The sequence below is a fragment of the Pseudomonas sp. NPDC088444 genome, assembly GCF_044900175.1.
Lineage (GTDB): Bacteria > Pseudomonadota > Gammaproteobacteria > Pseudomonadales > Pseudomonadaceae > Aquipseudomonas.
Genome location: NZ_JBJDNK010000002.1, coordinates 236,037 through 262,499 on the forward strand (window position 1 = coordinate 236,037; position 26,463 = coordinate 262,499).

General features: G+C 61.7%; 27 protein-coding genes. 17 read left to right on the forward strand and 10 right to left on the reverse strand.

Annotated features, from left to right (window positions below):
• Positions 1-77 precede the first annotated feature (77 nt).
• From ACI2KB_RS05530 to ACI2KB_RS05545, 4 genes are read right to left on the reverse strand one after another with little or no spacing between them, the layout of a single operon-like run.
• Positions 78-926, reverse strand: a complete 849-nt coding sequence (locus tag ACI2KB_RS05530) for a sugar phosphate isomerase/epimerase family protein (protein ID WP_404632216.1) — start codon at positions 924-926, stop codon at positions 78-80.
• Positions 919-2,163, reverse strand: coding sequence for an NAD(P)/FAD-dependent oxidoreductase (locus tag ACI2KB_RS05535; protein WP_404632218.1), 1,245 nt, complete (start codon positions 2,161-2,163; stop codon positions 919-921). Before ACI2KB_RS05535 ends, ACI2KB_RS05530 begins: the two co-directional genes overlap by 8 nt.
• Complete coding sequence (locus ACI2KB_RS05540) at positions 2,160-2,492, reverse strand: MocE family 2Fe-2S type ferredoxin (protein WP_404632220.1); 333 nt, start codon at positions 2,490-2,492, stop codon at positions 2,160-2,162. The genes ACI2KB_RS05535 and ACI2KB_RS05540 overlap by 4 nt, the downstream gene beginning before the upstream one ends.
• 35 nt (positions 2,493-2,527) lie before the next feature.
• Positions 2,528-3,625 (reverse strand): fatty acid desaturase family protein, encoded by a 1,098-nt coding sequence (locus ACI2KB_RS05545; protein WP_404632222.1) that lies wholly within the window; start codon positions 3,623-3,625, stop codon positions 2,528-2,530.
• A gap of 182 nt (positions 3,626-3,807) precedes the next feature.
• On the opposite strand from ACI2KB_RS05545, the gene ACI2KB_RS05550 reads away from it, so the two are divergent.
• On the forward strand, positions 3,808-4,851 hold the full coding sequence (locus ACI2KB_RS05550) for a LacI family DNA-binding transcriptional regulator (RefSeq protein WP_404632224.1): 1,044 nt from the start codon (positions 3,808-3,810) through the stop codon (positions 4,849-4,851).
• A 178-nt stretch (positions 4,852-5,029) separates the two neighbouring features.
• Here ACI2KB_RS05550 and ACI2KB_RS05555 read toward each other — a convergent pair whose 3' ends face one another.
• Both ACI2KB_RS05555 and ACI2KB_RS05560 read right to left on the reverse strand, forming a co-directional pair.
• A complete protein-coding gene (locus ACI2KB_RS05555) occupies positions 5,030-6,181 on the reverse strand; it encodes a phytanoyl-CoA dioxygenase family protein (RefSeq protein WP_404632226.1) in 1,152 nt (383 codons plus the stop codon).
• Complete coding sequence (locus tag ACI2KB_RS05560) at positions 6,178-7,026, reverse strand: SDR family oxidoreductase (protein ID WP_404632228.1); 849 nt, start codon at positions 7,024-7,026, stop codon at positions 6,178-6,180. The genes ACI2KB_RS05555 and ACI2KB_RS05560 overlap by 4 nt, the downstream gene beginning before the upstream one ends.
• A 196-nt stretch (positions 7,027-7,222) precedes the next feature.
• Here ACI2KB_RS05560 and ACI2KB_RS05565 point away from each other — a divergent pair, with 196 nt between their 5' ends.
• From ACI2KB_RS05565 to ACI2KB_RS05610, 10 genes are all read left to right on the forward strand, one after another.
• A complete protein-coding gene (locus tag ACI2KB_RS05565; protein ID WP_404632230.1) occupies positions 7,223-8,248 on the forward strand; it encodes a LacI family DNA-binding transcriptional regulator in 1,026 nt (341 codons plus the stop codon).
• 59 nt (positions 8,249-8,307) lie between these two features.
• The gene (gene iolG / locus ACI2KB_RS05570; protein WP_404632232.1) at positions 8,308-9,306 is read left to right on the forward strand and encodes an inositol 2-dehydrogenase; all 999 of its coding nucleotides are present in this window, start codon (positions 8,308-8,310) and stop codon (positions 9,304-9,306) included.
• A gap of 409 nt (positions 9,307-9,715) precedes the next feature.
• Positions 9,716-10,690, forward strand: coding sequence for a CobW family GTP-binding protein (locus tag ACI2KB_RS05575; RefSeq protein ID WP_404632234.1), 975 nt, complete (start codon positions 9,716-9,718; stop codon positions 10,688-10,690).
• 51 nt (positions 10,691-10,741) lie between these two features.
• Positions 10,742-11,245: a DUF1097 domain-containing protein gene (locus tag ACI2KB_RS05580; protein WP_404632236.1), complete on the forward strand. Its 504-nt coding sequence runs from the start codon at positions 10,742-10,744 to the stop codon at positions 11,243-11,245.
• A gap of 26 nt (positions 11,246-11,271) precedes the next feature.
• A complete protein-coding gene (nthB, locus tag ACI2KB_RS05585) occupies positions 11,272-12,015 on the forward strand; it encodes a nitrile hydratase subunit beta (RefSeq protein ID WP_404632238.1) in 744 nt (247 codons plus the stop codon).
• Between the two features lie 30 nt (positions 12,016-12,045).
• Complete coding sequence (gene nthA, locus ACI2KB_RS05590; RefSeq protein WP_404632240.1) at positions 12,046-12,669, forward strand: nitrile hydratase subunit alpha; 624 nt, start codon at positions 12,046-12,048, stop codon at positions 12,667-12,669.
• 10 nt (positions 12,670-12,679) lie between these two features.
• Positions 12,680-13,042, forward strand: coding sequence for a nitrile hydratase accessory protein (locus tag ACI2KB_RS05595; protein WP_404632242.1), 363 nt, complete (start codon positions 12,680-12,682; stop codon positions 13,040-13,042).
• Positions 13,039-13,218: a CbtB-domain containing protein gene (locus ACI2KB_RS05600; RefSeq protein WP_404632244.1), complete on the forward strand. Its 180-nt coding sequence runs from the start codon at positions 13,039-13,041 to the stop codon at positions 13,216-13,218. The genes ACI2KB_RS05595 and ACI2KB_RS05600 overlap by 4 nt, the downstream gene beginning before the upstream one ends.
• 116 nt (positions 13,219-13,334) lie before the next feature.
• Complete coding sequence (locus ACI2KB_RS05605; protein ID WP_404632246.1) at positions 13,335-14,066, forward strand: CbtA family protein; 732 nt, start codon at positions 13,335-13,337, stop codon at positions 14,064-14,066.
• A gap of 90 nt (positions 14,067-14,156) precedes the next feature.
• Positions 14,157-15,152, forward strand: coding sequence for a GlxA family transcriptional regulator (locus ACI2KB_RS05610; protein WP_404632248.1), 996 nt, complete (start codon positions 14,157-14,159; stop codon positions 15,150-15,152).
• 120 nt (positions 15,153-15,272) lie between these two features.
• Here ACI2KB_RS05610 and ACI2KB_RS05615 read toward each other — a convergent pair whose 3' ends face one another.
• Genes ACI2KB_RS05615 through lexA form a run of 4 tightly spaced genes read right to left on the reverse strand, consistent with a single transcriptional unit; the run spans position 15,273 to position 21,043 of the window.
• Complete coding sequence (locus ACI2KB_RS05615; protein WP_404632250.1) at positions 15,273-18,395, reverse strand: error-prone DNA polymerase; 3,123 nt, start codon at positions 18,393-18,395, stop codon at positions 15,273-15,275.
• Complete coding sequence (locus tag ACI2KB_RS05620; RefSeq protein ID WP_404632252.1) at positions 18,371-19,801, reverse strand: Y-family DNA polymerase; 1,431 nt, start codon at positions 19,799-19,801, stop codon at positions 18,371-18,373. The genes ACI2KB_RS05615 and ACI2KB_RS05620 overlap by 25 nt, the downstream gene beginning before the upstream one ends.
• Before the next feature lie 7 nt (positions 19,802-19,808).
• Positions 19,809-20,426 (reverse strand): translesion DNA synthesis-associated protein ImuA, encoded by a 618-nt coding sequence (gene imuA / locus ACI2KB_RS05625; protein WP_404632772.1) that lies wholly within the window; start codon positions 20,424-20,426, stop codon positions 19,809-19,811.
• Positions 20,426-21,043, reverse strand: coding sequence for a transcriptional repressor LexA (lexA, locus tag ACI2KB_RS05630; protein ID WP_404632254.1), 618 nt, complete (start codon positions 21,041-21,043; stop codon positions 20,426-20,428). Before lexA ends, imuA begins: the two co-directional genes overlap by 1 nt.
• Positions 21,044-21,349: 306 nt before the next feature.
• On the opposite strand from lexA, the gene ACI2KB_RS05635 reads away from it, so the two are divergent.
• The 6 genes from ACI2KB_RS05635 (at position 21,350) to ACI2KB_RS05660 (ending at position 26,321) form a co-directional block, all read left to right on the forward strand.
• The gene (locus ACI2KB_RS05635) at positions 21,350-21,940 is read left to right on the forward strand and encodes an amino acid synthesis family protein (RefSeq protein ID WP_400607078.1); all 591 of its coding nucleotides are present in this window, start codon (positions 21,350-21,352) and stop codon (positions 21,938-21,940) included.
• A gap of 42 nt (positions 21,941-21,982) precedes the next feature.
• On the forward strand, positions 21,983-22,816 hold the full coding sequence (locus ACI2KB_RS05640; protein WP_404632256.1) for an alpha/beta fold hydrolase: 834 nt from the start codon (positions 21,983-21,985) through the stop codon (positions 22,814-22,816).
• Positions 22,813-24,294: an aldehyde dehydrogenase gene (locus ACI2KB_RS05645; protein ID WP_404632258.1), complete on the forward strand. Its 1,482-nt coding sequence runs from the start codon at positions 22,813-22,815 to the stop codon at positions 24,292-24,294. Before ACI2KB_RS05640 ends, ACI2KB_RS05645 begins: the two co-directional genes overlap by 4 nt.
• 14 nt (positions 24,295-24,308) lie before the next feature.
• The gene (locus tag ACI2KB_RS05650; protein ID WP_404632260.1) at positions 24,309-24,809 is read left to right on the forward strand and encodes a flavin reductase family protein; all 501 of its coding nucleotides are present in this window, start codon (positions 24,309-24,311) and stop codon (positions 24,807-24,809) included.
• Between the two features lie 194 nt (positions 24,810-25,003).
• Positions 25,004-25,756, forward strand: coding sequence for a GntR family transcriptional regulator (locus ACI2KB_RS05655; RefSeq protein WP_404632262.1), 753 nt, complete (start codon positions 25,004-25,006; stop codon positions 25,754-25,756).
• 1 nt (position 25,757) lies between these two features.
• Positions 25,758-26,321 (forward strand): NUDIX hydrolase, encoded by a 564-nt coding sequence (locus tag ACI2KB_RS05660; RefSeq protein WP_404632264.1) that lies wholly within the window; start codon positions 25,758-25,760, stop codon positions 26,319-26,321.
• Positions 26,322-26,463: the final 142 nt, after the last annotated feature.

Sequence of the window (26,463 nt, forward strand, 5' to 3'; positions counted from 1 at the left end):
CAGTGGCATTCGGCGATGCCTGGCCCTCGTGAATGAAGAGCAGAAGCCAACGCCGTAGTGGATTGGGTTTCGCCACGCTATGGCGTTGATGACACTGGCTCCCAAATCCCTTTGATCAGCATCTTCATCAACAACGACTCTTCCCAACGGTCCGTGATGTCGCGCCCGAACCGGTCAGTGATCGCGTAAGGCGGTGGCCCCAACTCGCAAGTAAACGACAAGCTGCCGTGCACGCGATCACGTCGCAGCCAGTCCTCGATCCCCAGTGTCCACCAGCGACTGAACAGCTCGACCCAGGGCCGATGCTGCTCGAAGCTGATCGGCACCTGCACCTGCTCGCAACTGGCCACCCGCCCATGAAAGCCCCAACTGTGGCGCAGTATGGTTTCGATCTGCTGCTGATCATCGGCACCCGGGACGGCCGGCATCTCGCGCCCGACCACGTAATGCGACAAGTCCGCCAGCAGTTTCATGTCCGGCACGGCCTTGAGCAGATCAAGGGTAAAATGCAGGTCGTTGGTGATGCGATAGCGGTGGGTTTCGATGAGCACCGGGAAGTCCACCTGCTCGGCCAGACGTTGCCAGCCTTCGATCAGGGTCACAGCCTCCTTCAACGTACGGGGTCGCACATCGGCCTGAATCGTCAGGTGGTGGCAGCCGTACTGACTGGCGATGTCCAGCGCCGGTTGCAGGTCATCGACGGTCTTGGGGAACAGTTGTCCCTCGATCTGCAAACCCAGCGCGCTGGCCAGGCGCCACAATTCCCGCGCTGCCACCGGCTCATAAAAATGATCGGTGACGCCATCGAAACGCGCTTCGGCGATCTTCGTCAACTGCGCCTCCAGCGGCGACGGCAAGGCCCCCTGCTCGTTCTGCATGGCCCACATCGACTGGAACACTACGAATTCACGATTGAAATCAGGCATGGGCACCTCGCAACAAGCCTTTCAACGACACGCTGGCATCGGCCAATTGCTCGACGGGCAGCGACACCTGACTTTCGATCAGGCGCTCGCACAGTTTGATGTCCTTGGCCACGCTGTTGCCGACGCCCCAACCGCTGGCGCCCACCAACTTCGAGTGCGCATCCATGTATAAAAGGAGGAAACCGTCTTCAGCGCCTTCCCGTTCGATGATTCGCGCATCCGCTGCGAGCACACCGACGGTCTGCAAGCCAAATTCATAATGGTCGGACCAGAAGCCCGGCACGCTGTTGAACGGCTCGGATTGACCGAGCATGTTCAACGCCGCCAGACGCCCCTGGGCTTCGGCGTTGCGCCAGGTTTCCTGACGATGAAGCTGACCGTCGCCTCGAGGAAATTCGCAGACATCCCCTGCCGCGTAGACATCGGGCGCGCTGGTGCGCAGGTACGCGTCGACCTTGATCCCGCTGCCGGTCGAAAGCCCCGCCTCACGGGCCAGTTCGACATTGGGCTGCATGCCGATGCCCACCAGCAGCACGTCGCACGGCACACACTCGCCGCTGGCCAACGCCACAGACTGCACTCGGTCTGTCCCGTTCAAACGGGCGATTTGCGCGCCCAGATGAATCGTCACGCCCTTGCGCCGATGCAGCGTCAACAGCGCCTCGGACAACCGCTCGGGCAGCGCTCGGGCGGCCAGTCGCGATCCGGCCTCCAGCACCGTCACTTCGCACCCCCGCTCCCGGGCGCTGGAGGCCACTTCCAACCCGATGAAACCGCCGCCGACGACGACCAGTCGAGTACCGGGGGTCAGCTTTTTTTCGAGCGTCACCGCGTCATCGGCGGTACGCAGGTAACGCACGTTGTTGAAGCCGCGGCCTTGCAGATCCAGTGTTCGCGATGCGCCGCCCATGGCCAGCAGCAATTTGCTGTAACTCAGTGATGAGCCATCGCTCAGCCTCAGCGTGTGGGCAGCGGGATCGATGGCGCTCACCCGCACACACTTGAAGTGCTCGATGCCGGAGGCGATGAAACTCGCTTCGCTGAACAGGCTGCACGCGGCCAGATCCGTCTCGCCCTTGAGCAGCGCCTTGGACAGCGGCGGCCGCTCGTAAGGCAAGTGCGCCTCATCGCCAATCAACACAATGCGGCCGGTGAAACCGGCTTCACACAAGGTCAGCGCCGCGCGACCTCCGGCCTGTCCGGCACCGACGATGACCAGAGTCTCAGGCTGGCTCATGCATCACCCTGCCCTAGCAAGTCCAGCAGCACTTTGCCGGACTCGACTTTCACCGGATAGGTTTTCAGATTGATGCAGGCCGGTGCGTTCAGCGCCTTGCCATTACGGTAATCGAAACGCCCGTTGTGCTTGGGGCATTCGATGACGAAGTCCATGACCAGCCCATCAGCCAGGTGAATCTTTTCGTGGGTGCACAAGCCGTCGGTGGCGAAGAACTCGCTGTTCTGCGAGCGATACACCGCGTAGGTTTTCTGCTGATGATCGAAGCGAATCACGTCCTCTTCATCAATATCGTCGACGTGGCAAACCTCTACCCATTGATTGCTCATGGCAGTGCTCTCTTGTTCTTGTAGATGGAGAAGATTCAGCTGAAGGCCGATTCCTGACGCTCAGGGGTTTCGGTAACGTCCGGGGCACGTTCGCGAATCGGGCGCTGCACGTAATACGTGGGGTCCTTGCGCTGTTTGAGCAGCGTCGGAATGATTTCCCGGTAGGCATCGAGAAGGCTGTTGTAGGGAGGTGGACAGTCGTCTTTTATTTCTTCATGAAGTTTGGCGAGTGCGTGGTAAGGCACCATCGGAAACATGTGGTGTTCCAGGTGGTAGTTCATGTCCGAATAAAAGAAACGGAAGACAGGATTCATGTAAATCGTGCGGCAGTTTTTGCGGTGGTCCAGTTCATCTTCGGCCAACCCCACATGCTGAGTCAGACCAAACACATAACTCAGCCAGCCACCGTACATCGTCGGCAACAGCACATACATCAGCGGCAGCCAGGAGTTGAAGTACAGCGCCGAGGCAATCACCAATCCGTGTAGTGCCAGCCAGATCCGCGCCGTGCGATAGACCTTGGAGAACTCGGTTGCAGGCACGAAGACTTTTTCTTCTTCGCTCATCTGCCCCGAGGCATGCAGAAACAAGGACTTGAACACGTTGTAGACGTGAGGCAGCGAGAACACTTTGAGGAAGATCATGTTCAGGCGCGGCGGACGCGGCTCGACGATTTCCGGGTCACGACCGACGATGATGGTGTCGGTGTGATGGCGGGCATGGCTCCAGCGCCACACTTGCGGCTCGTACATCACCATGAAACAGGCGATCTGATAGACCACGTCATTCATCCAGCGGGTCTTGAACGCCGTGCCGTGACCGGCTTCATGCCAGCGCGAGTTGGCGGCGGTGCCATACAACAGGCCATAGACCAGAAAGAACGGCACGCAGGCCCAACCGCCCCAGAACAGGTAACCGCCGATGCCGGTTACGACCATGGCGCCCAGCCAGATCGCCGTGTCACGCAAGGCGCGGCCATCGCTGCGTTGCATCAACTCTTTCATGCGTTTGCGCGGCACCGGGCATTGATACCAGGTGGCCGACACCAGACCGGCTTCTTCGGCACGGCGGGCTTGTTCGCCGGTCAGGCTGTAATCTTTTCCGCGTTCAGGATCAAACGGTATCTGGGACATTGTTATTGTTCTCCGGATGATAAAAGGCGCATCGGTGATTGATCGTGCTGACTCAAACTATAGGGATCGTCCGGGGCGCCACAAGCGCTTGAAAGTATTCTCTCTCAAGCTATCATCGGGCCTTGTTTGTGCTTGATAGTTTTCTATCAAGCGACACTTTTCCAAGTGCTACGCATAAACGAATGAATAATAAAAAACGCCCCACCATTGCCACGGTTGCGCAGTACGCCAACCTGAGTGTCGCCACCGTTGATCGCGTGCTCAACGCCCGAGCGCCGGTCAATCCCGACACTGCCGAAAAGGTCCATGAAGCCGCCGAGGCCGTGGGTTATTTCGCTGCCCGCCTGATCTCGCAACGCATCAATGAAAAGAAACCCGCTTACCACTTCGGCATCCTGCTGCTGGGCACTTCGCAGACGTTTTACAAAACCCTGAGCGACGCTATTGTTGAGTCGGCTCGGGATGCGCGGGCGGCCAATATCGTCTGCCATGTCGAGTTGATTCACGATCGCTCGCCCCAGGCCATCGTCGGGCAGGTTCATCGTCTGGCTGAACGCTGCGATTGCCTTGCCTTGGTGAGTTTCGAGCACCCGTTGATCATCGAGGCCATCGAGCAGGTCCGTCAGCGCGGGGTGCACGTGGTGTCGCTGTTGACCGAGTTGCCGACCCTGTCGCCTAGCGCCTACGTCGGCACGGACAACCGTGAAGTGGGCCGTACGGCGGCCTGGCTGATCGCCCATGGCGCGCCCAAAGAGGGCGGCAGTGTGGCGGTGATGCTCGGCGGGCATCGTTTTCTAGGCCATGAGCAACGAGAAGCAGGCGTGCGCAGTTTTTTTGCCGAAAAAGCCCCGCACTTTCGTGTGTTGCCGCCGATTATCACGTTGGACAATGGAGCGATTACCGAAGAGGCCACGCTGGATCTGCTGGCCCGTCACCCCGACTTGCGCGGCATCTATGTGGCAGGCGGCGGTGTCGAAGGCATCATCAGTGCGTTGGCCTCCTCACCCCGGCGCGACGAGCTGTGCGTCATCCTGCAAGAGCCTACGGTGGAATCGCGCCAAGCCATGCGCAAGGGCCTGGTGACGCTGGTGATCGATTCGCAACCGCGCTTGATCGCCAAGGAACTGATTGACGTGATGGTGCAACTGCCGAAAGCCGAGGCCATCGACCCGCAACGCCACCGGGTGCTGGTGCCGTTGCAGATCGTGACGCCCGAGAATATCTGACCCACTTTGCGACACTCGATCACTGATCAAACAGGGGTGTGGTGCGTAACCTAGACCTGTGGGAGCCGGCTTGCTGGCGAAAGCGATCTGTCGGTCAACATTGATGTTGCTGAACCGACGCATTCGCCACCAAGGCGGCTCCCACACATGCGAACAACGTGACAACGGTGCACACCCTTCACGCCAACCGCTTGTACCGCATCTGCTCCACCGCCTCGCCAAATCGCGCCACTTCCCAGCGCTCGCGCAACGCCTGTTCCAACAACTGTTGCCCGGTCTGCGGCGCCATGCCGTGCAGCGGCGGATCGGTGTCCAGATTGGTCGGAAACGAATACCCCTCCGCGCTCATCGCGATCACCGAGTGCATGCCCTCCTCATCCAGCTCACCCTCCTGCACGCGCTTGAGCAGCGACGGGTACAGCGCCAGCACCATCTTTTCCCGGTTGACGGTTTCCATCGGTTTGCCGAATGCCGAGGAAATCTGCAACAGGTTGGCCATGCGGAACTGGTCTGCCGTGCGATTGGTACCTGCCGCGTGAAACAGCGCCGGATTGAAGAACAGCAAGTCGCCCTTGTTCAGCGGCAACTGCACGGCATGCCCGGCGAAGTAATCGATAAACGCCGGATCGCGCCACGCCAGATAGCCCAAGTCGTACTGCTGGGAAAACGGCAACAGCAAGGTCGGGCCGGTTTCCAGTGGCATGTCGGTGTGCGCCACGGCCCCTTGCAACGTCAGGTGCTGGGACAAACGGTGCATGGGCAACGGAAAACGCGCCACCACCTCATCGGTCTGAAACCCCAAATGGTAATCGCGATGGGGCTGCTGCGCCTGACCGCCCGGCGTCACCACGTTGACCTGCGCCGTGGCCTGAAAATGCGGCCCCAGCCAGGCCTCGGCGATCAACCCAATGAACGGGTTGGCGTAATACTCGATGAACGAATCCGGCGAATGTTCGGCGGCCTTTTGCAACGAATTCCAGATCCGCTGGTTGGCCCCCGCCTTGGCGAAGTGATCCGCCCGCACCACACTGGCAGCCTCCTCTGCGATGATCTGGCGAAACACTTCGCTGTGGCGGTCGACCACGTCCGCATCGGGGTACGCATGACGCACCACCATGACGCCCGGACCATCGAGAAACAGGCCATGCAGCTCGCTCATCAGTGCCGTTCGGTTCTGCTGCGCGGCACGGCGCAACGCATCGGCCTGATAGATCACCACCCGGCTGACCACCTCCTGCGCCGTGGGGTAATCCCTCGCCTTCACCGACTGCTCGCACAGCGCAGCAAACGCCTCGACATCAATATCGGCACGGCTGGCAAACAGGCTCATGACGCAAGCCCGTCAAGCGTCAGCGGCGCATCAGGACGCGGTGCCGAGCCGTCGCCGCAACCGATGATGCCCTGCTCCATGTCGATGATCGCGCCCGTGGTCAGCCCGGACTGGTCGGACAACAGGTACGCCACGCTGTTGGCCACTTCTTCAGGCTTGAGCAACCGACCGAAAGGCGCTTCGGCTTCGGCCCGCTGCAGCCAGCCGTCCTGAGCGCCATGGTACTGGCGCTGGATCTGGTCTTCATGAGGCGTGTCCATCCAGCCGATGTTCAGGCCGTTGACCCGAATGCGGTTGCGCATGGCGCTGAATGCCACGTTCTTGGTCAGCACCGCCAGCGCCCCCTTGGAGGCGGCATAGGCCGAGAGAAACGACTGGCCGCCATGGCCGGTGACACTGAGGATGCTGACAATCGAGCCTTGAACATTGTTGGCGATCATCAGCTTGATGCTTTCTTGCATCAGAAAAAACGGCGCCTTGACGTTCACCGCAAAGAGGCGGTCGAACAGTTCCGGCGAGGTGTCGAGAATCGTGCCGCGATCGGACATCCCGGCGCAGTTGACCAAGCCGTGGACGGTGCCAAAGCGGGTCTTGGCTTCGGCGACGACCCGACGGCAGTCGTCGACGCTCTCCATGTCGGCTTCGACGAAATACGCCTGGCAGTCCAGCTCGGCCAGTTGCCGTGCCTGCTGCTCGCCCTTGTCGCGGCTGCGGCCACAGATGATCAAACCGGCGGCGCCGCGCAGCGCCAGGGTGCGCGCCACCGCAGCGCCGAGCCCCTGTGTGCTGCCCGTGACGATGAAATAACGACCGGTAAACGAAGTGCAAAGGTCTGGAACTGACATGCCTGTCTCCTGCTGTTGTTGTTTTTGGCTGCGGGTGATTCGTCGCCGCTTGGCTGATTGAAGCGGGGAATCCAGAATTCTTAATAGAATTTAAATTCCATCTGTACAACGAATAGAACTGAGACTAGCATTGCGCTCAGAGTTGTCAGACCCGAATCGACCTCAACAAGACCTCAAAAAAGGCTCAGGGGATTCCATGCTCGACCGCGCCAGACGTTTTTCCATCAAGCAGATCGCCGCTCAGGCAGGCGTCAGCAAAGCCACGGTCGACCGCGTTCTGCACGAACGCGGCAGCGTTCATTACCAGACCAACCGCCGCATCCAGCAGGCCCTCGCGGAGCTTGAAGCCCAGGAAAAATCCGGACCTGCGGTGGGCCGCACCATTCACATCGACATCATCCTGCACACCCCCAAGCGCTTCAGCGACGCGGTGCAGGAAGCCATTCACGCGCAACTGGGCAATCTGGCGCCGTTTCGCATCTTTCCACGCTTTCATCTGTATCAGGAAATCGACACCCAGCAGATGCACGACCTGATCCTGCGTTGCGTCAGCAAAGGCAGCCAGGGGCTGATCCTCAAGGCCGCCGACGAGCCGCAGATCAACGAGGCGGTGAATCAGGTCACCGCGGCGGGCATTCCGGTGGTAACGCTGGTCTCGGACCTGCCGCAAAGCGAGCGCATCGGTTATATCGGCATGGACAACCGCACCGCCGGGCAAACGGCGGCCTACCTGATGTCGCGCTGGCTGGACAATGCCGTGCAAGACGTCGCGGTGGTGATCAGCAGCGATCTGTTTCGTGGAGAAGAGGAACGCGAGATGGGCTTTCGCACCTGGCTGCGCAGCCGTGCGCCGCATTTGCGGGTGGTCGATATCAGCGGCGGCTTTGGCGTGTACCAGCCCACGCTGGAGCGGGTCACTCAGGCCTTGAAGGACAACCCGTCGATCAAGGCCGTCTACAGCGTTGGTGGGGGCAACCGGGCGATCGTCGATGCCTTCGCGGCGCTGGAGCGCCCGCTGACCGTGTTCATCGGCCACGATCTGGATCAGGAAAATCGCCAATTGCTGGCCGAAGAAAAAATCACCGTGATCATCGATCACAACCTGCAAATGGACGCCCGGCATGCGTTCACCCAGATCCTGCAATTTCACCGTTTATGGAAGGCCGACCCGATCCCTGCATCCCCGGTGCAGATCGTCACGCCGTTCAACCTGGCTCACTGAGTTTCGCTGCACCGCGACCCTGATCATCCCAGACAACAACAATCCACGGAGATCCACCCATGCTACGCATCGCTGTTCTCGGCGCAGGCCGCATCGCCAACATCCACGCTGCCAACGTCGCGGCCAATCCCAACGTACAACTGTCGGTGATTGCCGACCCTTGGCGCGAAGGCGTCGACAAGCTGGCGGCAAAGCTGGGTTGCGCAGCGGCGTACGACTGCGCTGAAGCCATTGCCCGCGACGACGTTGACGCCATCGTCATCGGCACCCCGACCGATACCCACATCGACCTGATGCTGCGTGCGGTCAAACTGGGCAAGCCAGTGCTGTGCGAGAAGCCCATCGACCTGGACTTCGCCAAGGCGGCCAAGGCGGTCGAAGACATCGAGCGTCAGAACGGCAAAGTGATGCTCGGCTTCAACCGCCGCTTCGACCCCGACACCCTGCAGATGCGCAAGGCCATCGCCCAAGGTGACATCGGCGAAGTGCGTCAGGTGGTGATCACCAGTCGCGATCCGGGCCTGGCCCCCGTGGAATACCTCAAACATTCCGGCGGCATTTTCCGCGACATGACCATCCATGATTTCGACACCGCGCGCACCCTGCTGGGTGAGGAGCCGGTGGAAGTGATGGCCATCGCCAGCCGTCTGGTGGACCCGGCGTTGGCGCAGATCGACGACTATGACAGCGTGATGGTTCTGCTGCGCACCGCCTCTGGCAAACAGTGCCACATCAACTGCTGCCGCGAAGCGGTGTATGGCTACGATCAGCGTCTGGAGGTGTTCGGTTCCAAAGGCATGGTGCTCAACGACAACCACCGCCCGAGCACCGTGCGCACCTACAGCGCGACTCAGACCGAAGTGCGCGAGCCGCTGGAGAACTTCTTCCTGGAGCGTTACGCCGACTCCTATCGCAATGAACTGAACCAGTTCATCGATGCGGTGCGCGCCAACGAGCCGCTGCCGACCAACGCCCGCGATGGGTTGAAGGCGCTGCATCTGGCCAACTGCGCGCTGGAATCGATCAAGACCGGGCGTGCGGTGAAAGTCGAAATCTGATCAACGATCAACGCAGCCCCCAGTGATCGTTCCCACGCTCCGCGTGGGAACGCATCCGCAGACGCTCCGCGTCGACGTCAGCATCGGACGCGGAGCGTCCTGGGCGGCACTCCCACGCGGAGCGTGGGAACGATCATCAACGCAGCCCCGCTGTGGGATCGCGTTAATGGCCTGACGCTTCAAAACAGTGCAATTGCGCGTTCAGACCCTTCCAGCAAAACACACCATCCCCGCCCGCTTTCTGTCCTTTTTTAACCGTTCATACCTTTCGCGCCACAGAACCTGACCAATCGTGACAACAGCCTGTCCACCCCGGACAGGCGCCGCAAAGCGGACTGAAAATCGCACTTCCTGCCGTGAAAGCTGCTCGATCCGGCAGCGCCCCCCAACAGCGACAGGGTGCGAACTCATGGCAAACGGCAAAATTCCAGTCACGGTCATTTCCGGGTTTCTCGGCGCAGGCAAGACCACGCTGGTCAATCAACTGCTCACGCACAACGCAACCGAGCGCATCGGCGTGGTGGTCAACGAATTCGGCGAGGTGGGCATCGACGGCCAGTTGATCGTCGCCGAACAGGAAGCACTGATCGAGATCAACAATGGCTGCGTCTGCTGCACCGTCCGCGCGGATCTGGTGGCCAGCGTCAAACAGATGCTCGACCTGGCCGGCCACCGTCTGGACCGCCTGATCGTCGAGACCTCGGGGCTGGCCGACCCGGCGCCGGTGCTGCAGACCTTCCTCGCCGACCCGGACCTGCGCACGCGGGTCGAGCTGGAGTCGGTGGTCACCGTGCTGGACGCCGTGCATGTGAGCGATCAGTTGAGCGATGAAATCGTCCGCGAACAAATCGCGTTCGCCGACACGTTGATTCTCAACAAAACCGCGCTGGTCAATCCCCAGACGCTGGCAGAGGTCAGCCGTCAGGTGCGCCAGCTCAACCAGACCGCGCAGATCATTGCGACCAACCACTCCCATGTCGCTGTGGATGCCTTGCTGGGTACCAAACGCTTCTCCTTGCCCAATCTGCTGATGATCGAGCCAGACATCCTTGAAGACGAAGGCCATGACCACGAACACGACACCTCGATTTCGTCCTGCTCGGTGGTGACCTCCGGTGCCCTCGACCCGGACCGTTTCAACCGCTGGATCAACCAGTTGGTCAACGATCAGGGCCAGCGCCTGATGCGCATGAAGGGCCTGCTGAATTTCACCAGCGAGGCCCGGCGCTTCCACTTCCACAGCGTGCACATGCTGTTGGAGGCCATGCCCGGCCGTCGCTGGGAGGATCACGAAGCCCGTGACAACCGCTTCGTGTTCATCGGTCGCGATCTGGACAGCGAACAACTGCGCCAGGGCTTTCTCGACTGCCTGCACGCGGCTTGAACCATTGTTCTGCCTTACCTCCGCTCTTCATCCACAACAGGAAATGACCTCATGAAAAAGCAAGAAGCCTACACCGTCAGCATCGGCTTGCTCGCCGTGCTGGACACCTACCTGACCGCCACCGTGTGGCCAGTTCCGGTCTGGGTCACGTTCATCGCCTGGGCCTCGTTCTTCATCGTCGGCGGCGGCAGCGCCGGGTTCGTGCGCAGCGTGGCGTCGAACCTCACAGGGCTGGTGATCAGCTCACTGGTGTTGCTGGGCATCGCCACAGTCAGTGAGGCGCCGTTCTTCATTGCCCTGCTGGTTGGCGCAGGCAGTGCGCTGATGGTGCAGGCCTCGAAAGTGCCGCTGCTGAGCATTCTGCCCGCCATCGTCTGGGGCTTTGCCTCCACTGTTGGCACCACCGCAGTGGGCGGGAAACCGATGACTACACCTGGTCTGGAAAATCCGGCGCTGATCGCAGCGGCTGCGCTGATCACCGGGGCAGTGTTCGGTTATGTCTCCGAACGCCTGGGTGACGCGTTGACCCGCAAACCGCGCACACAACTGGCCTGACTCACCTCTTCAAACTGGAGCGCTTGATGAAACTACAACACTACCTTGGTGGCCTCGAAAACCTGGGGCCTGTGGACTTCGAGAAACAAGTGTTCGTGCAGCCATGGGAAAAGCGCATTTTCGGCATTCACACCACGATGATGGCCGAAAGCGCACACCTGGCCGACGCGCTGCCCAAGTACCCCATGGACAGCCTGCCGACCGCATTCAAGAGCGACTGGACCTGGGCGTCGCTGCGTACCGGTGCCGAGGGCATGCAGCCGTTCGAATACTTCAAGTTCCGCTACTACGAGAAATGGCTGGGTGGCATCTCGGCGTTTTTCATCAATGAGGGCTACATCAGTGGCGACGAACTCAAGGCGCGCGCCGAGCACTACCGCAAACGGCCTGACGCCCCCCTGCCGGACAAACCCAGCGCCCCGATTCGCGAGCAGATCGTGCGTTACCTGGAGCAAGGCGACTCGGGCCTTCGCCCCTATGACGCCGCGCCGCTGTTCACCGAAGGCGATTCGGTGATCGTCGCCGACCCCGTGGCCGTGGACCACACGCGCCTGCCGGGCTACCTGCGCAACAAGCCGGGGAACATCGTCGAGGTCTATCCGGGTGCGTTCGCCTACTTCGTCAACACCGGGCTGGACGGGATCGGTGAGCCGATGCCGGTGTACCGCGTGGCCTTCGACGCCGCCGACATCTGGGGCGCGGAAAAAAGCGAACCCAACACCACGATCTACGCCGACCTGTTCGAAGCCTATGTGCAGCCACTGCGCTGAACCCTTTTTTTGCGACAACGGAGCCGTTTCATGAGCCAACTCTTCGACTATGAACAACAACGCGAGGCCGAAAGTGCGGCCAAGGTCCGGGCGCTGGAAGCCCTGCTGATCGAAAAAGGCGTGATCGGCAGCGATTCGGTCGACACCGTACTGGCGCATTTCGAGACCGTGGCCGGTCCCTTCAACGGCGCGAAAATCGTCGCCCGGGCCTGGGTCGATCCGGCCTACAAGGCACGCCTGCTGGCCGACACGCCCAAGGCCATCGCCGAATTGAATCTGGCCCAGGGCATGGACGGCGCCGAGGGCGAGCACATGCTGGCGGTGGCCAACACCCCGGACGTGCACAACCTGATCATCTGCACCCTGTGCTCTTGCTACCCGTGGCCGATCCTTGGCCTGCCGCCCTATTGGTACAAAGACCCGGTGTTCCGCGCCCGTGGCGTGCGTGAGCCCCGTGCCGTGCTGCGCGAATTCGGTGTGCCCATCAGCGATGAAACGAAGGTCGAGGTGTGGGACAGCAGCGCGCAGATCCGTTGGTTCGTGGTGCCTGAACGCCCGGCGAATTCGGAACATTTGAGCGAGGCGCAACTGGCCGAGCTGGTCACCCCGGAATCGATGATGGGCGTGGCATTGGTTGAACTGCCTGCCGCCTGAGGAGCACGCCATGTTTACCCGCTTCGAAGAATTCGCCGCCAACAGCATGCTCGGCCACAAGGACTCGCCGCCACGCTCGCAGGGGCGACTGCATTTCACCCAGGACTGGCAGCGCAGCCTGTATGGCCTGGCGCTGGCCCTGTCCAAAGCCGGCCATTTCGAGTGGGAGGCCTTTCGTCAGAAGCTGATCGGCTCGATCTCGACCTGGGAGCAATTGCCCTGTGACAACCAGCCGCCATGGGATTACTACGAGCGCTACCTGGAGGCGCTGATCCAGGTCTTGCAGGAGCATTCGCTGCTGGACACCGACGAACTGAACACCCGTTTGAACGCACTCAAAACCGACCACACTGAATCGAGGATCGCCTCATGAGCAGCTCCGTACTGACACAAACCACCATCGGCACCCGCAGTCATCGCCTGCGAGTGACCGTCGGCTCGATCCTGATGGGCCTGTCGCTGGTGTATTTCGCCGGTTTCTCGCACCTGGAACTGGTTCATAACGCCGCCCACGACACCCGCCACAGTTCGGGTTTTCCCTGTCACTAACGCGATCCCCCTGTAGCAGCACGGCTTACCGGCGGTGACGGATTGATGATCGGTGCTGTCGGTAAATCGGCCAACTACGCAAGCGTTACCCCCAATCTTTTGCGGAGCACCCGAACATGTTCAAACGCATCCTCACCACCGCCTGTTACACCGGTGCCCTGGCGGCGCTGTTGCTGACCCTGCTGCAAAGCCTGTGGATCACCCCGTTGATTCTGCAGGCCGAAGTGTATGAAAACGCTGAATCCGCCCATGAACAGGTGCATGCTCACGCACACAGCACCGCAGCTCATGAACACGAGCACAGCGCCGAAGCCTGGTCGCCTGAAGAGGGCTGGCAGCGCACGCTGTCGACTTTTGGCGGCGATCTGGTCGTGGCCATCGGTTTTGCCCTGTTGCTCAGCGGTCTGTACAACCTGCGCACCCCGGCCAACGCCTGGCACGGCGTGCTGTGGGGGTTGGCCGGTTATGCGACGTTCTGTCTGGCGCCGTCGGCGGGTTTGCCGCCGGAACTGCCCGGCACCGAGGCCGCCGAATTGACCTTGCGCCAGGATTGGTGGGGCGCGACGGCGTTGGCCACTGCCGTCGGACTGGCGCTGATCGTGTTCGGTCGGCACTGGGTCTGGCGTGTGCTGGCGGTGGTGCTGATCGCCGCACCGCATCTTTACGGCGCACCGCAACCGCCCGAGCACCACGCGCTGGCGCCGGATGACGTGCAGGCGCAGTTCCGTCTGGCGTCGCTGCTGGTCAATGGTGTGTTCTGGATGGCGCTGGGTGGGGTCAGTGCGTGGTGGTTCAAGCGGCAGACGCCGGTTGCGCAGGACATGAGCGCGTTGGTGTCGGTGAGATAGCCCGGGAATTGCATGTCAGTCTGAATATCGCTTCAAGGCGGCTCCCACAATCATCGCGTCCCGCTGAAGACACTCGAACAAGGAAACCCTATGCGCAAAATCAGCGTGGGCATGGTGCTGTTCCCCGGCTTTCAACTGCTGGACATCGCCGGTCCCAAGGACGCCTTCGCTCAGGTCAAGGTCCTGAGCAACGGCGAGTGCGAGTACGAAATGCTCACCGTGGGCACCACACGCAGCCCTTTGCTGTCGTCCAGCGGGCTGACGGTGATCCCCGATCGCACGATTTTCGACCCCTGCCCCCACTTCGACACCATCATCGTGCCTGGCGGACTGGGCATATTCGATGTCTATGCTGACTCAACCCTGTGTGACTGGCTCAAGGTTCAGGAAAAACGCTGCCGACGTTTGGCGGCGATCTGCAACGGGGTGTTCGCCTTTGGCGCAGCGGGGCTGATCGAGCGCAAGTCGGTGACCACCCACTGGATGGACGCCGCGCACCTGAGCGAGCTGTTCCCCTCCGCTCAGGTCGACCCCGATCACATTCACGTCAAGGACGGCACGATCTACACCACGGCGGGGGTCACGGCGGGGATCGACCTGTCGCTGCTGATGATCGAGGAAGACTTCGGCAAGCGCATGGCCATCGACGTCGCCAAGTATTTGGTGGTGTACCTGCGCCGTGCCGGAGGGCAATCGCAGTTCAGCCCGCTGCTGGACGTACAGGGCGGCGTCGATTCGCAGGTCGAGGCGATTCAGGATTACATGCTCGCCCACCTGCACATCGACCACAGCCTCGCCTCACTGGCCGAGCGCGTGCACATGAGCCCGCGCAACCTGTCGCGGCTGTTCGCCAAGGAAACCGGCACCCCGCCCATGGCCTTCCTCGCCGACGCGCGCATCGACGCCGTGCGCCGCTATCTGGAAACCACCGAGCAATCGATCAAGGAAATCGCCCACCGCTGCGGCTTCGACAGCGCCGACAGCCTGCGCCGGGTGTTCGTCAAACGGCTGGCCATCAGCCCGCTGGAATATCGGCAGCGGTTTCGGTCAGATTCCGTGCCCGTCAAAACCTTCCATTCGCTGTGATGTGTTGTGGGAGCCGCCCTGGTGGCGAATGCGGCGTGTCATCCCTGCATCTATCCGCTGACACTCCCCAATCGCCACCAAGGCGGCTCCCACATAACCTCAACCGCAAACTACGGGGAGTTATTTGAAATCCCGGCTGCGCACGTCCAGCCCGGTCAGCAGCGGGGTCAGGTCGAACAGGCGCTGGGCAATGACGTGGCGCACCCCCTTCTCAAATTCGAACCGGCCGAAGACCTGCATCAATTGCGACCCCACCAGCACCTTGCGCTGACGCTCGGCCAGGTCGCGCCAGACCACCACGTTGATCATCCCGTGTTCATCCTCCAGCGTGACGAACGTCACACCACTGGCAGTACCCGGTCGCTGGCGCCCCACCACCAGGCCAGAGACGCTGAAACAGCGGCCGTGCTCCTCTTTCAGCAAATCCTTCGAACTGCGAAAGCGCTTCGCCGCCAGCTTGCTGCGCAACAGCGCCATGGGGTGCGGCCCCAAGGTCGTGCCTGTGGTGTCGTAGTCCGCCATCAAGTCCTGCGCCACACTCGGCAACGGCAGCGCGACCTGAGCCTCTTGGCCAAAGCAGTCGTCACCGAGTAACGGACGTTGCGCTTCGACCCCGGCGATTTCCCAGCGCGCACGATGGCGATGGCCGACCAGACCGCGCAAGGCGCCTGAATCGGCCAGCGAAGCCCGTGCCCGGTTGTCCAGATCGGCACGAACGCACAGGTCCGTCACGTCCTTGAACGGGCGCTGCTGGCGTGATTGCTCGATGCGTCGAGCATCTTCTTCACGAAAGCCACGGATCATCCGCAAGCCCATGCGGATCGCCAGATTCTGCGTGTATTCGCGCCCCTCTATCGGCTCCAGCGAACAGTCCCAGTCGCTGTAGCGAATGTCCACCGGGTGCACGTCGATGTGGTGGCGTCGAGCGTCCTGCAGCAACTGGTCGGGGCTGTAGAACCCCATGGGCCAGCTGTTGATCAGCGCGCACGTGAACGCCGCCGGTTCGTGGCATTTGAGCCAGCAACTGGCGTAAGTCAGCAAGGCGAAACTGGCGGCGTGGGACTCGGGAAATCCGTAACTGCCGAAGCCCTTGATCTGTTCGAAGATGCGGTCGATGAAGTCCTGATCGTAACCCTTGGCACCCATGCGTTCGCTGAGGCGGGCGTAGTGATGTTCCAGCCCGCCGTGACGTTTCCAGGCGGCCATGGAACGGCGTAGTTCATCGGCCTCCCCCGGCGTGTACTGCGCCGCGACGATGGCCAGTTGCATGACCTGCTCCTGAAACAGCGGCACGCCGAGGGTGCGCTCAAACACGGCTTCAAGTTCTTTGGAGGGGTAAGTGACAGGTTCCTCTTTATTCCGACGGCGCAAATACGGATGCACCATATCGCCCTGAATCGGCCCTGGTCGAACGATGGCGACCTCGATCACCAGATCGTAGAACTCTTTGGGTCTCAATCGAGGCAACATCGACATCTGCGCCCGCGACTCAATCTGGAACACGCCGATGGTGTCAGCGCGGCTGATCATGTCATAGGTCGGCTTGTCGTCAGAGGGGATACTGGCGATGGTCCAGCGCTGGTGCCGGTGCAGTGCAACCAGGTCGAAGGTGCGACGCAATGCGCTGAGCATACCCAGCGCCAGAATGTCCACTTTGAGCAGCCCCACCAGGTCGAGATCGTCCTTGTCCCACTGAATGATGGTGCGCTCGGCCATGGCGGCGTTCTCCACTGGCACCAGGGTTTCCAGCGCCTGCTCGGAAATCACGAATCCACCGGGGTGCTGCGACAAGTGCCGAGGGAAACCGATCAATTCACCCGCCAGCGTCAGTACCCGGCGCAAAATCGGACTGTCGGGTTCGAAGCCCGCCTCACGCAGACGCTCGGCAGGTGGCAGATTGTCGGTCCAGCGCCCACAGCAATCGGCCAGCGCGTTGATCTGATCCGGCGGCAAACCCAGTACCCGCGCCACATCACGAATCGCTCCGGCGCCGTGGTAGGTGCTGGCCACGGCCGTCAAGGCCGCGCGGTGTCGACCGTATCGTTTGAACACGTATTGCAGGACTTCCTCGCGGCGTTCGTGCTCGAAATCCACATCGATGTCAGGCGGTTCGTTGCGCTCCTCGGAGATGAAGCGCTCGAACAGCAGGTTGATTTTCGAGGGGTCCAGCTCGGTGATTTCCAACGCAAAACACACTGTCGAGTTGGCCGCCGAGCCGCGGCCCTGACACAGAATCGCGCGGTCGCGGGCGAAGCGCACGATGTCGTGCACCGTCAGAAAGTAGCTTTCGTATTCTTTGATCGCGATGATGCGCAGCTCTTTTTCGATGTGCGCTCGGGCGATCTCCGGCACCCCGTTCGGCCAACGCTTGCGCGCCCCTTGCTCGGTGAGTTCGCGCAACCAACTGGTCGCTGTGTGCCCATCCGGCACCAGTTCTCTGGGGTATTCGTATTTGAGCTGCTTGAAATCGAAGGTGCAGCGCCGGGCAATCACCAGCGTTTCAGCCAGCAACTGCGCGGGATACACATCGGCCAGCGCAGCCCGTGAGCGCAAATGCCGCTCACCATTGGGGAACAATCGCTGCCCGGCTTCGGCCACCGTGGTGTGATGACGGATGGCAGTCATGGTGTCCTGCAGGGCGCGACGACCTCGGGCGTGCATGTGCACGTCGCCACAGGCCACTGCCGGAATAGCGAACTCATCGGCCAATGCCAAAAGCGCACTCAACCGTTGGCGGTCATCGGGGCCACAGTGCAATTCGACGCCCAGCCACAGGGTTCGAGGAAAGACCTGACACAGCCAGTCGCCCTGCTCGTTTCGGTTTTCGACTGGCTCGTCCAAATCCGGCAGCCAGAGGGCCAGCAACCCATTGAGGGAGGTCTCGAAATCCTCCCGCAGCAGCCGGTATTCGCCCTTCTGGCTGCGCCGCCGCCCTTGGGTAATCAGCTTGCACAGGGCCTGATACCCCCCGAGGTTTTCGGCCAGCAGCACCAGTTTCGGCCCGTTCTTCAGCGTCATTTCACTGCCGACGATCAGGGGCAGTTCGTGCTTGAGCGAGGCCTGCCACGCCCGCACGATCCCCGCCAACGTGCACTCATCGGTGATTGCCAGTGCCTGATAACCGTGCTGTCTGGCCCGTTCGAACAGTTCCTGCGCACTGGACGCGCCGCGTTGAAAACTGAAGTTGGACAGGCAATGCAGCTCGACGTACTCGGCGTTCATGCAAACCAGCCCTGCAACCACAGGCCGCTGTCATCCCCCACATGGCGATAGGCCCAGCCGCGTTGGCCGTGGCGGGTTTCGATGAGGAAATAATCACGACGCACATCGCCGCCATCCCACCAGCCGGATTCGATGCGCTCAGGCCCGGCCAGCACCCGCCAGCCGGATTCGGACAATAACTCAGGCTCACGCAACAGCCAGCCCGGACGCGGCACCGAATTAAAGCCTGTGGCCGGTTTGTTGTGAGAGGTCGGCTGCCAGGCGCATTCAGGGCGATGGTCACCATGAAAGCTCAAGCCACTGACCGATTCGTCACCCAGCCGTGCCCGCAAGCGCTCGCGCAGTTGTTCCCACGGCATATTCTGCTGAGGGCGGTCGTCGAACAGCTCGCGGTGGGACGGCACGAAGGCTGGCAAGTCTTTGGCCAGCAGCTTCAACGCTCGCACCGGCGACGGCACCACGATCTGTTCCAGACGCCCGCGCGCCAATTCGAACAACCGGTCGGCCTCGCGCTCGGCACTGAGCAGGCCCACGGGGATCAACGTGTCCGGCGCCACGCTGCCCACGCTGGGCACGTGCTCCAGATGAATGACAAAACGCTGCACGCCGCTGTCGCGCCCGCCAAGAAACAGCGCGAGATCAGCGATCATGCGCTTGAGGGGAAACAGCAGCGCCTGATGGGACTCCACATCGAAATTCAGTTCGAGCCGGGTCTCGAAGTGGTCCGGCGGCGTGTAGCACTCAAGCGCCACGGGGCGTTGACCCAGCAAGCTGTCGAGGTGTTGAAGCACCTGTGCGGGAAAGCGTCGCGCCAAGGTGTCACGGGGCAAGGCCAGCACTTGATGCAGCCGCTGCAACCCCATGCGTCCCAACGCCGTGGAAACCTCGGGTGACAGGCCGATACGGTTGACCGGCATCTGCTCAAGCCTTTGCCGCAAGCTGTCGTTGCAGGTCACCGCCAGCCCGTCGTGCACGTTGGCCAGCACCCGTGCCGCCACCGGGTTAGGCGCGGCGACGATGCGATGGCTGAAGCCCATGGCCATCAATTCCTCCCGTAAACGGGCTTCGAACAGTGGCCATGGCCCAAACAGGCCGAAACTGGATTGGACCTCCATCAACAGCACTCGCGGGTATTTCAGGCTGACATTGGAGCTGAAGCGATAGGCCCATGCGGCAAGCAAACGGTGCCAATGTTCGGTTTGCGCCGGGTCGTACTCGACCGTGTCGAACTCGCGGGTCATGGCCTGAGCTGCCGTCAGCGACTGACCGGCGCGCAGGCCCAACGCTCTGGCTGGTGCATTGACCGTTTGCAGCACGCGCCGTTGCGCCGGGCCTGTGATCAGAGCCAGCGGGCGTTCGGGTTCGGCGCGACGACGCATGACGCCGTCCAGCGCCAGTTGCGGCAGCAGGACACAGGCCCAGAGCATGGACACCTCAAGCGTCGGGAATAAAGGGAATCGGTGAAGCAGGCGCCAGCCCGCCACGGCATTTGAGGACACGCAACTGGCTGGGGCGCACGTCGATGGCGATCCGCAGGGCGGCGGGCGACGGATTGACTGCCGCGTGTTGCCCACGGCAAACGAACGCCAGGGTTTCTCCGGTTTCTGCCGCCACCTGCAAACGGCGCAGGGCCCGGTCATCGACCTTGCCCGGCCAACACAGCACCGCGCCGCAACTGCCTGAGCGCAGACATTGCTCGACCGCCCACAAGGCGTCCTTTTCGCTCGCCTGAATGATCGACAGCTGACGCAAATCCACCCCCGCCGCAGCCCAGGCTTGCGGGTACGGCACATGGGGCGGCGCCACCAGCACAATGCGTTCGCCGCTGTCCGCCAGCCGGGCCAGGGTTGGCCACAACAGGCGCAACTCACCGCTGCCGGGCGCCGGAATCAAGAGTTCAGTCAAGGCCGCAGGCGGCCAGCCGCCCATGGGCAACGCGCTGTCCAGCAGCCGATGACCGGTGGGCTGTGCGGCCACCGGCTGAACCTGCGGGCGCCCTTTCCAGACCCGACGCTCGTCCAGCAGCGCGTCAAGGCTGACCACTGCACCCATCATTCGCGGCGCACCAGACCGCAGAACACGCCTTCAATCGCGAAGTCCTGATCGGGACGCACGACGATGGGCGCATAAGCCGGGTTGCGCGGCAGCAGGCGGAACTGATTGTCGCCGCGCTCAAGACGTTTGATCGTGACTTCGCCATCCAGCCGCGCCACGACGATCTGCCCGTCTTTGGCGTCGGCGCTTTGCAGAATGCCCACCAGATCGCCATCGAAAATACCGTCTTCGATCATCGAGTCGCCTTTGACCCGCAGCAGGTAGTCGGGCACACGAAGAAAGGTACGGCTGTCGAGGGTGAAGGTGTCGTGAATGTCGATGTCCGGGCCAATGGGCGCACCGGCGGCGACGCGACCGAGCACCGGGATTTCCAGCATGTCGGCGCGTTTACGGTGTTCCACCAAGCGGATGCCACGGGCCTGATTGGCCGTAACCTCGATAAAACCTGCCTCGGTGAGCGCCACGATGTGCTTGCGCGCCACGCTGCGCGAAGCAAACCCGAAGGCCTCGGAGATTTCCGCCAGGCTCGGGGGCTGGCCGTTTTGGGCGATGCGATCCCGGATGAAGGTGAGGATGGCAGCGCGTCGGGGGGATAAAGTCGTCATGGAGTACATTTGTACTCTTTTCTAAAAAATCTGGCTATCACAATCTTTAAAATCGGACACCTGACCCGTGTGGGAGCCGGCTTGCTGGCGAATGCCATACATTAGACCCAGCAGTAGTGACTGAAACAACGCATTCGCCAGCAAGCCGGTTCCCACCTGTCCGCGTCCCGGGATATTCCACAGACGACGCCCCTCATTCATCCCCTTTTTGTCACAACTTCACACAAACCGCTTGCACGAACAATCTTATGGTATACCATCAGACCAAATACCGATTTACACCCAAACGCTCATCCAAAAACCCGGGAGCCCCTCATGAGTTTCGAAATCCGCAAAATCGTCAGCTACCTCGAAGAAACCCTGATCGAAGGCGGCAAGGCCACTGACACGCCGGTGACCATGGTCGGCCTGGCCGTGGTGATGAAAAACCCATGGCTGGGCCGTGGCTTCGTTGAAGACCTGAAACCGGAAATCCGCGCCAACTGCTCCGATCTGGGCGCGATGATGGTTGAGCGTCTGACCGGCCTGATTGGCGGCGCCGACAAGATTCAGGCTTACGGCAAAGCGGCCGTGGTCGGTGCTGAAGGCGAAATCGAACACGCCTCTGCCGTCATCCACACCCTGCGCTTCGGCAACCACTACCGCGAAGCCGTGAAAGCCAAGAGCTACCTGAGCTTCACCAACAAACGCGGCGGCCCGGGCACTTCGATTCAGATCCCGATGATGCACAAGGACGATGAAGGCCTTCGCTCGCACTACATCACCCTGGAAATGCAGATCGAAGACTCGCCCCGTGCCGACGAAATCATCGTGGTACTGGGCGCAGCCAACGGCGGCCGTCTGCACCCGCGCATCGGCAACCGTTACATCGATCTGGAAGAGCTGGCCGCTGAAAAGGCGCAGTGATTCCCGCCACACATACTAATAAGGCCTGTGCAGGAGCATTCCATGATTCGGCTCACCGCTGAACGCACCCCGGCCGGCACCAGTTATCTGGCGACCGGCCAAGGCCACCCTGTGGTGTTGATTCACGGGGTCGGTCTGAACAAGGAAATGTGGGGTGGCCAGATCGTCGGTCTGGCCCCGCACTACCGCGTCATCGCCTACGACATGCTGGGCCATGGCGACAGCCCGCGTCCGGACCCGGAAACGGGCTTGCCGGGTTACGCCGAGCAATTGCGCGAGCTGCTGGAACACCTCGGCCTGCCAAGCGCCACGGTGATCGGCTTTTCCATGGGCGGTCTGGTGGCGCGGGCGTTTGCCCTGCACTTCCCGCAACACCTGGCCGGTCTGGTCATTCTCAACAGCGTGTTCAACCGCAGCGCCGAGCAACGTGCCGGGGTCATCGCCCGCACCAGCCAGGCGGCCGAACACGGCCCGGATGCCAACGCCGCCGAAGCGCTGTCCCGCTGGTTCAGCCGTGAGTATCAAGCGGCCAACCCGGCGCAGATCGCGGCCATTCGCCAGGTGCTGGCAGGCAATGATCCGCAGGGTTACCTGACCACCTACAAACTGTTCGCGACGCAAGACATGTACCGCGCCGAGGACCTGGGCAGCATTCAGGCGCCGACGCTGGTCGCTACGGGCGAGCTGGACCCGGGTTCGACCCCGGACATGGCCCGGCAACTGGCCTTGCGCATTCACGGCGCGCGGGTGGAGATACTGGCCGAGCAGCGGCATATGATGCCTGTGGAATCGCCGCGTCTGGTCAATCAGATGCTGCTGGATTTTCTCAAGCAGGCAGACGCGCAACACACTTCGGCAGAGGGGATCGTGGCATGAGTCTTACCCGTTTTCAGATGTGCATCGACGGTGAGTGGGTCGATGCGCTGTCCGGCAAAACCTTCGAAAGCCTCAACCCGGCGCTGGCCCAACCGTGGGCCGAGCTGCCGGACGCTGACGAAGCGGACGTCGAACGTGCCGTGCAATCTGCGCAAGCCGCTTTCGAAAACCCGGCCTGGCGCAAACTGACCGCCACCGCACGGGGTAAATTACTGCGCCGTCTGGGCGATCTGATTGCCGAGAACAAAGAAAAACTCGCGCAACTGGAAAGCCGCGACAACGGCAAGCTGATTCGCGAAACCCGCGGTCAGGTCAGCTACCTGCCCGAGTTTTTCCATTACACCGCAGGCCTGGCCGACAAACTGGAAGGCGGCACCCTCCCGCTGGACAAGCCCGACCTGTTTGCCTACACCGTGCACGAACCCATCGGCGTCGTGGCGGGGATCATCCCGTGGAACAGCCCGCTGTACCTGACCGCGATCAAACTCGCTCCGGCACTGGCAGCAGGCAACACCATCGTGCTCAAGCCGTCCGAGCACGCTTCGGCGACGATTCTGGAACTGGCACGTCTGGCGCTGGAAGCCGGGATTCCGCCGGGCGTGGTCAACGTCGTGACCGGTTACGGGCCAAGCACCGGCGCCGCCCTCACCCGCCATCCACTGGTGCGCAAGATCGCCTTTACCGGCGGAGCTGCCACGGCGCGCCACGTGGTGCGCAGCAGCGCGGAAAACTTTGCCAAGCTGTCGCTGGAACTGGGCGGTAAATCGCCGAACATTATCTTTGCAGACGCCGATCTGGACAGCGCGATCAATGGCGCCGTGGCCGGGATCTACGCAGCCTCGGGCCAGAGCTGCGTCTCAGGCTCGCGCCTGCTGGTGCAGGACGACATCTACGATGAATTCGTCGAGCGTCTGGTCGCCCGCGCCCAGCGCATTCGTATCGGCAACCCGCAGGATGAAACCAGTGAAATGGGGCCGATGGCGACCGCTCAGCAACTGGCCGTGGTGGAAGGCCTGGTGGCTGATGCCTTGGCCGAAGGCGCGCGTTTGCGCACCGGCGGCAAGCGTGCGGATGTGGGCACCGACGGCTGGTTTTATGAGCCAACCCTGTTCGAATGCGATCGCAACTCGATGAAGATCATGCAGGAAGAAGTCTTCGGACCGGTCGCCTCGGTGATTCGTTTCAAGGACGAAGCCGAAGCGCTGGCCATCGCCAACGACTCGCAGTTTGGTCTGGCGGCGGGCATCTGGACCCGCGATCTGGGCCGCGCCCATCGCCTGGCCCGCGACGTGCGTTCCGGGATCATCTGGGTCAACACCTACCGCGCCGTGTCGGCCATGGCCCCCATTGGCGGTTTCAAGAACAGCGGCTATGGTCGCGAGAGCGGTATCGATTCGGTACTGGCCTACACCGAGCTGAAAACGGTGTGGATCAACCTCTCGCAAGAACCGATGCCCGATCCTTTCGTGATGCGTTGAGCGAGGTTGACGACATGATCGAACCCGGCATTTACAAAGACGTGATGGGCTCCTTCCCGTCCGGCGTCACGGTGGTCACCACGCTGGATGCGGACGGCGGCATCGTCGGCATCACTGCCAGTGCGTTCAGCGCGCTGTCGATCGACCCGGCGCTGGTGCTGTTCTGCCCCAACTATGGCTCGGACACCTACCCGGTGTTGCGCGACAGCAAGCAATTCGCGATTCACCTGCTGTCCGCCGACCAGAAAGCCGAGGCCTACGCCTTTGCCGGGAAAGGCAAGGACAAGGCCAAAGGCATCGATTGGCACTTGAGTGAACTGGGCAACCCGCTGCTGAGCACGTCGTCGAAGATCCGCGCCACCGCGATCATCGAATGCGAGCTGTGGCGCGAGTACGACGGCGGCGATCACGCGATCATCGTCGGCGCGGTGAAGAACCTGATCCTGCCGGAAGAGCCGGTGACGCCGATGGTCTATCACCGGGGCAAACTGGGTCCTTTGCCGGACCTGAATTGAAAATTTCAGTGCTGAAAACGGCAAAAAAGAGGTGAATTCAAGCCCATCGTCCGCGATGGGCTTGCTGGTTGACGTGTCGCGCCGTGATAAACTGCGCCACGTTTTGGCCTTTGGGTTTTAACTCCGGCCCCCTAATCACCCTTGGCTGTCCCCGACATACCTCGGCTCGGACAGCCAACTTCAGAGCGGACCCCATGAAACGCCTGCCACTCGACGACAGCTTCAAGGTCAATCGCAACCCCGTCACCCTGCGGGAAATCGTGCTGGACAAACTGCGCAGCGCGATCATGAATTTCCAATTGCTGCCCGGTGATCGCCTGGTCGAACGCGACCTGTGCGACCGCCTCGGTGTCAGCCGTACCTCCGTTCGCGAAGCCCTGCGCCACCTGGAATCCGAAGGTCTGGTGGAGTTCGCCGACGCCAAAGGTCCGCGGGTCGCCATCATCACCCTGGAAGATGCCTGCGACATCTACGAGCTGCGCTGCGTGCTCGAAGGCCTGATCGTCCAGTTGTTCACCCTGCGTGCCAAGGCCAAGGACATTCGCGCTCTGGAAAAGGCCCTCAATGAAAACAGCGAAGCCCTGAAAGAAGGCGACCTGCAGCAGGTGCTGGATTCGGTGCAAGGCTTCTACGACGTGCTGCTGGAAGGCTCGGGCAACCACGTCGCCGCGACCCAGTTGCGCCAGTTGCAGGCGCGCATCAGTTACCTGCGAGCGACCTCGGTCTCCCAGGAAAACCGCCGTGGCGCGAGCAACCGGGAGATGGAAAAGATCGTCGAGGCGATCAAGAGCGGCGACCCGCTGGCGGCACATCAGGCCTCGGTGGACCACGTGCGCAGCGCGGCGAAAGTGGCGCTCGACTATCTCAAATCCAAACAGGACGATGGCACCCAGGTGCGCGACATCGTCGAACCCGTGGTTCTCAAGGAACCGCGCATAGGACGCTGACATGCCCGCGCCGCGCTTCTGTCCGCAATGTGGCAGCCCTGACCTCGCTCAGCGCACACCCGACGGCGACACCCATGCGCGGCTGATGTGCGGCCAGTGCCAGTACATCCATTACGTCAATCCGAAGATCATCGCCGGCTGCATCATCGAGCGTGAGGGCAAGTATTTGCTGTGCCAGCGCGCCATCCCGCCACGCCCCGGCACCTGGACCCTGCCCGCCGGTTTCATGGAGGCCGGTGAGACCACCGAACAGGCAGCGTTGCGTGAAGTGTGGGAAGAAAGCGGCGTACGCGCCGAGATCGTCTCGCCCTACTCGATCTTCAGCGTGCCGCAGATCAGCGAGGTGTACATCGTCTTTCGCGCCATCGCGCTGGAAGTGACCGACCAGTTTGGCCCGGAAACTCTCGCCTGCCAATTCTTCGCCCCTGAAGATATCCCGTGGGACAGCATCTACTACCCCGCGATCCGGCAGATTCTGGAGCGCTACATCGCCGAGCGTCAGGCCGGGGTGTACGGGATTTACGTGGGCAATGACGACACCGGCAAGGTGCATTTCATTCGCTGACCGTACACACGACACTCGCTCTCGATTGCCGACAACCGGACGCCGTTTTTGCGGGAGATTCTGTGTTGTCTGGCCAACCGCTTTCGCCAGCAAGCCGACTCCCACACTATCTGTCGGCCCGGGCGTTGCGTTCGGCGCGATA

Excerpts from the sequence above, each read along its gene's own strand:
- ACI2KB_RS05545 (WP_404632222.1), bottom strand. The coding sequence starts at position 3,625 with ATGTCCCAGATACCGTTTGATCCTGAACGCGGAAAAGATTACAGCCTG.
- ACI2KB_RS05655 (WP_404632262.1), top strand. The coding sequence starts at position 25,004 with ATGAAACGCCTGCCACTCGACGACAGCTTCAAGGTCAATCGCAACCCC.
- ACI2KB_RS05640 (WP_404632256.1), top strand. The coding sequence starts at position 21,983 with ATGATTCGGCTCACCGCTGAACGCACCCCGGCCGGCACCAGTTATCTG.
- ACI2KB_RS05620 (WP_404632252.1), bottom strand. The coding sequence starts at position 19,801 with ATGCTCTGGGCCTGTGTCCTGCTGCCGCAACTGGCGCTGGACGGCGTC.
- ACI2KB_RS05530 (WP_404632216.1), bottom strand. The coding sequence starts at position 926 with ATGCCTGATTTCAATCGTGAATTCGTAGTGTTCCAGTCGATGTGGGCC.
- ACI2KB_RS05555 (WP_404632226.1), bottom strand. The coding sequence starts at position 6,181 with ATGAGCCTGTTTGCCAGCCGTGCCGATATTGATGTCGAGGCGTTTGCT.
- ACI2KB_RS05635 (WP_400607078.1), top strand. The coding sequence starts at position 21,350 with ATGAGTTTCGAAATCCGCAAAATCGTCAGCTACCTCGAAGAAACCCTG.
- ACI2KB_RS05560 (WP_404632228.1), bottom strand. The coding sequence starts at position 7,026 with ATGTCAGTTCCAGACCTTTGCACTTCGTTTACCGGTCGTTATTTCATC.
- nthA (WP_404632240.1), top strand. The coding sequence starts at position 12,046 with ATGAGCCAACTCTTCGACTATGAACAACAACGCGAGGCCGAAAGTGCG.
- lexA (WP_404632254.1), bottom strand. The coding sequence starts at position 21,043 with ATGTACTCCATGACGACTTTATCCCCCCGACGCGCTGCCATCCTCACC.
- imuA (WP_404632772.1), bottom strand. The coding sequence starts at position 20,426 with ATGGGTGCAGTGGTCAGCCTTGACGCGCTGCTGGACGAGCGTCGGGTC.
- ACI2KB_RS05645 (WP_404632258.1), top strand. The coding sequence starts at position 22,813 with ATGAGTCTTACCCGTTTTCAGATGTGCATCGACGGTGAGTGGGTCGAT.
- ACI2KB_RS05595 (WP_404632242.1), top strand. The coding sequence starts at position 12,680 with ATGTTTACCCGCTTCGAAGAATTCGCCGCCAACAGCATGCTCGGCCAC.
- ACI2KB_RS05580 (WP_404632236.1), top strand. The coding sequence starts at position 10,742 with ATGAAAAAGCAAGAAGCCTACACCGTCAGCATCGGCTTGCTCGCCGTG.
- ACI2KB_RS05610 (WP_404632248.1), top strand. The coding sequence starts at position 14,157 with ATGCGCAAAATCAGCGTGGGCATGGTGCTGTTCCCCGGCTTTCAACTG.
- ACI2KB_RS05575 (WP_404632234.1), top strand. The coding sequence starts at position 9,716 with ATGGCAAACGGCAAAATTCCAGTCACGGTCATTTCCGGGTTTCTCGGC.
- nthB (WP_404632238.1), top strand. The coding sequence starts at position 11,272 with ATGAAACTACAACACTACCTTGGTGGCCTCGAAAACCTGGGGCCTGTG.
- iolG (WP_404632232.1), top strand. The coding sequence starts at position 8,308 with ATGCTACGCATCGCTGTTCTCGGCGCAGGCCGCATCGCCAACATCCAC.
- ACI2KB_RS05535 (WP_404632218.1), bottom strand. The coding sequence starts at position 2,163 with ATGAGCCAGCCTGAGACTCTGGTCATCGTCGGTGCCGGACAGGCCGGA.
- ACI2KB_RS05650 (WP_404632260.1), top strand. The coding sequence starts at position 24,309 with ATGATCGAACCCGGCATTTACAAAGACGTGATGGGCTCCTTCCCGTCC.
- ACI2KB_RS05540 (WP_404632220.1), bottom strand. The coding sequence starts at position 2,492 with ATGAGCAATCAATGGGTAGAGGTTTGCCACGTCGACGATATTGATGAA.
- ACI2KB_RS05600 (WP_404632244.1), top strand. The coding sequence starts at position 13,039 with ATGAGCAGCTCCGTACTGACACAAACCACCATCGGCACCCGCAGTCAT.
- ACI2KB_RS05605 (WP_404632246.1), top strand. The coding sequence starts at position 13,335 with ATGTTCAAACGCATCCTCACCACCGCCTGTTACACCGGTGCCCTGGCG.
- ACI2KB_RS05660 (WP_404632264.1), top strand. The coding sequence starts at position 25,758 with ATGCCCGCGCCGCGCTTCTGTCCGCAATGTGGCAGCCCTGACCTCGCT.
- ACI2KB_RS05550 (WP_404632224.1), top strand. The coding sequence starts at position 3,808 with ATGAATAATAAAAAACGCCCCACCATTGCCACGGTTGCGCAGTACGCC.
- ACI2KB_RS05565 (WP_404632230.1), top strand. The coding sequence starts at position 7,223 with ATGCTCGACCGCGCCAGACGTTTTTCCATCAAGCAGATCGCCGCTCAG.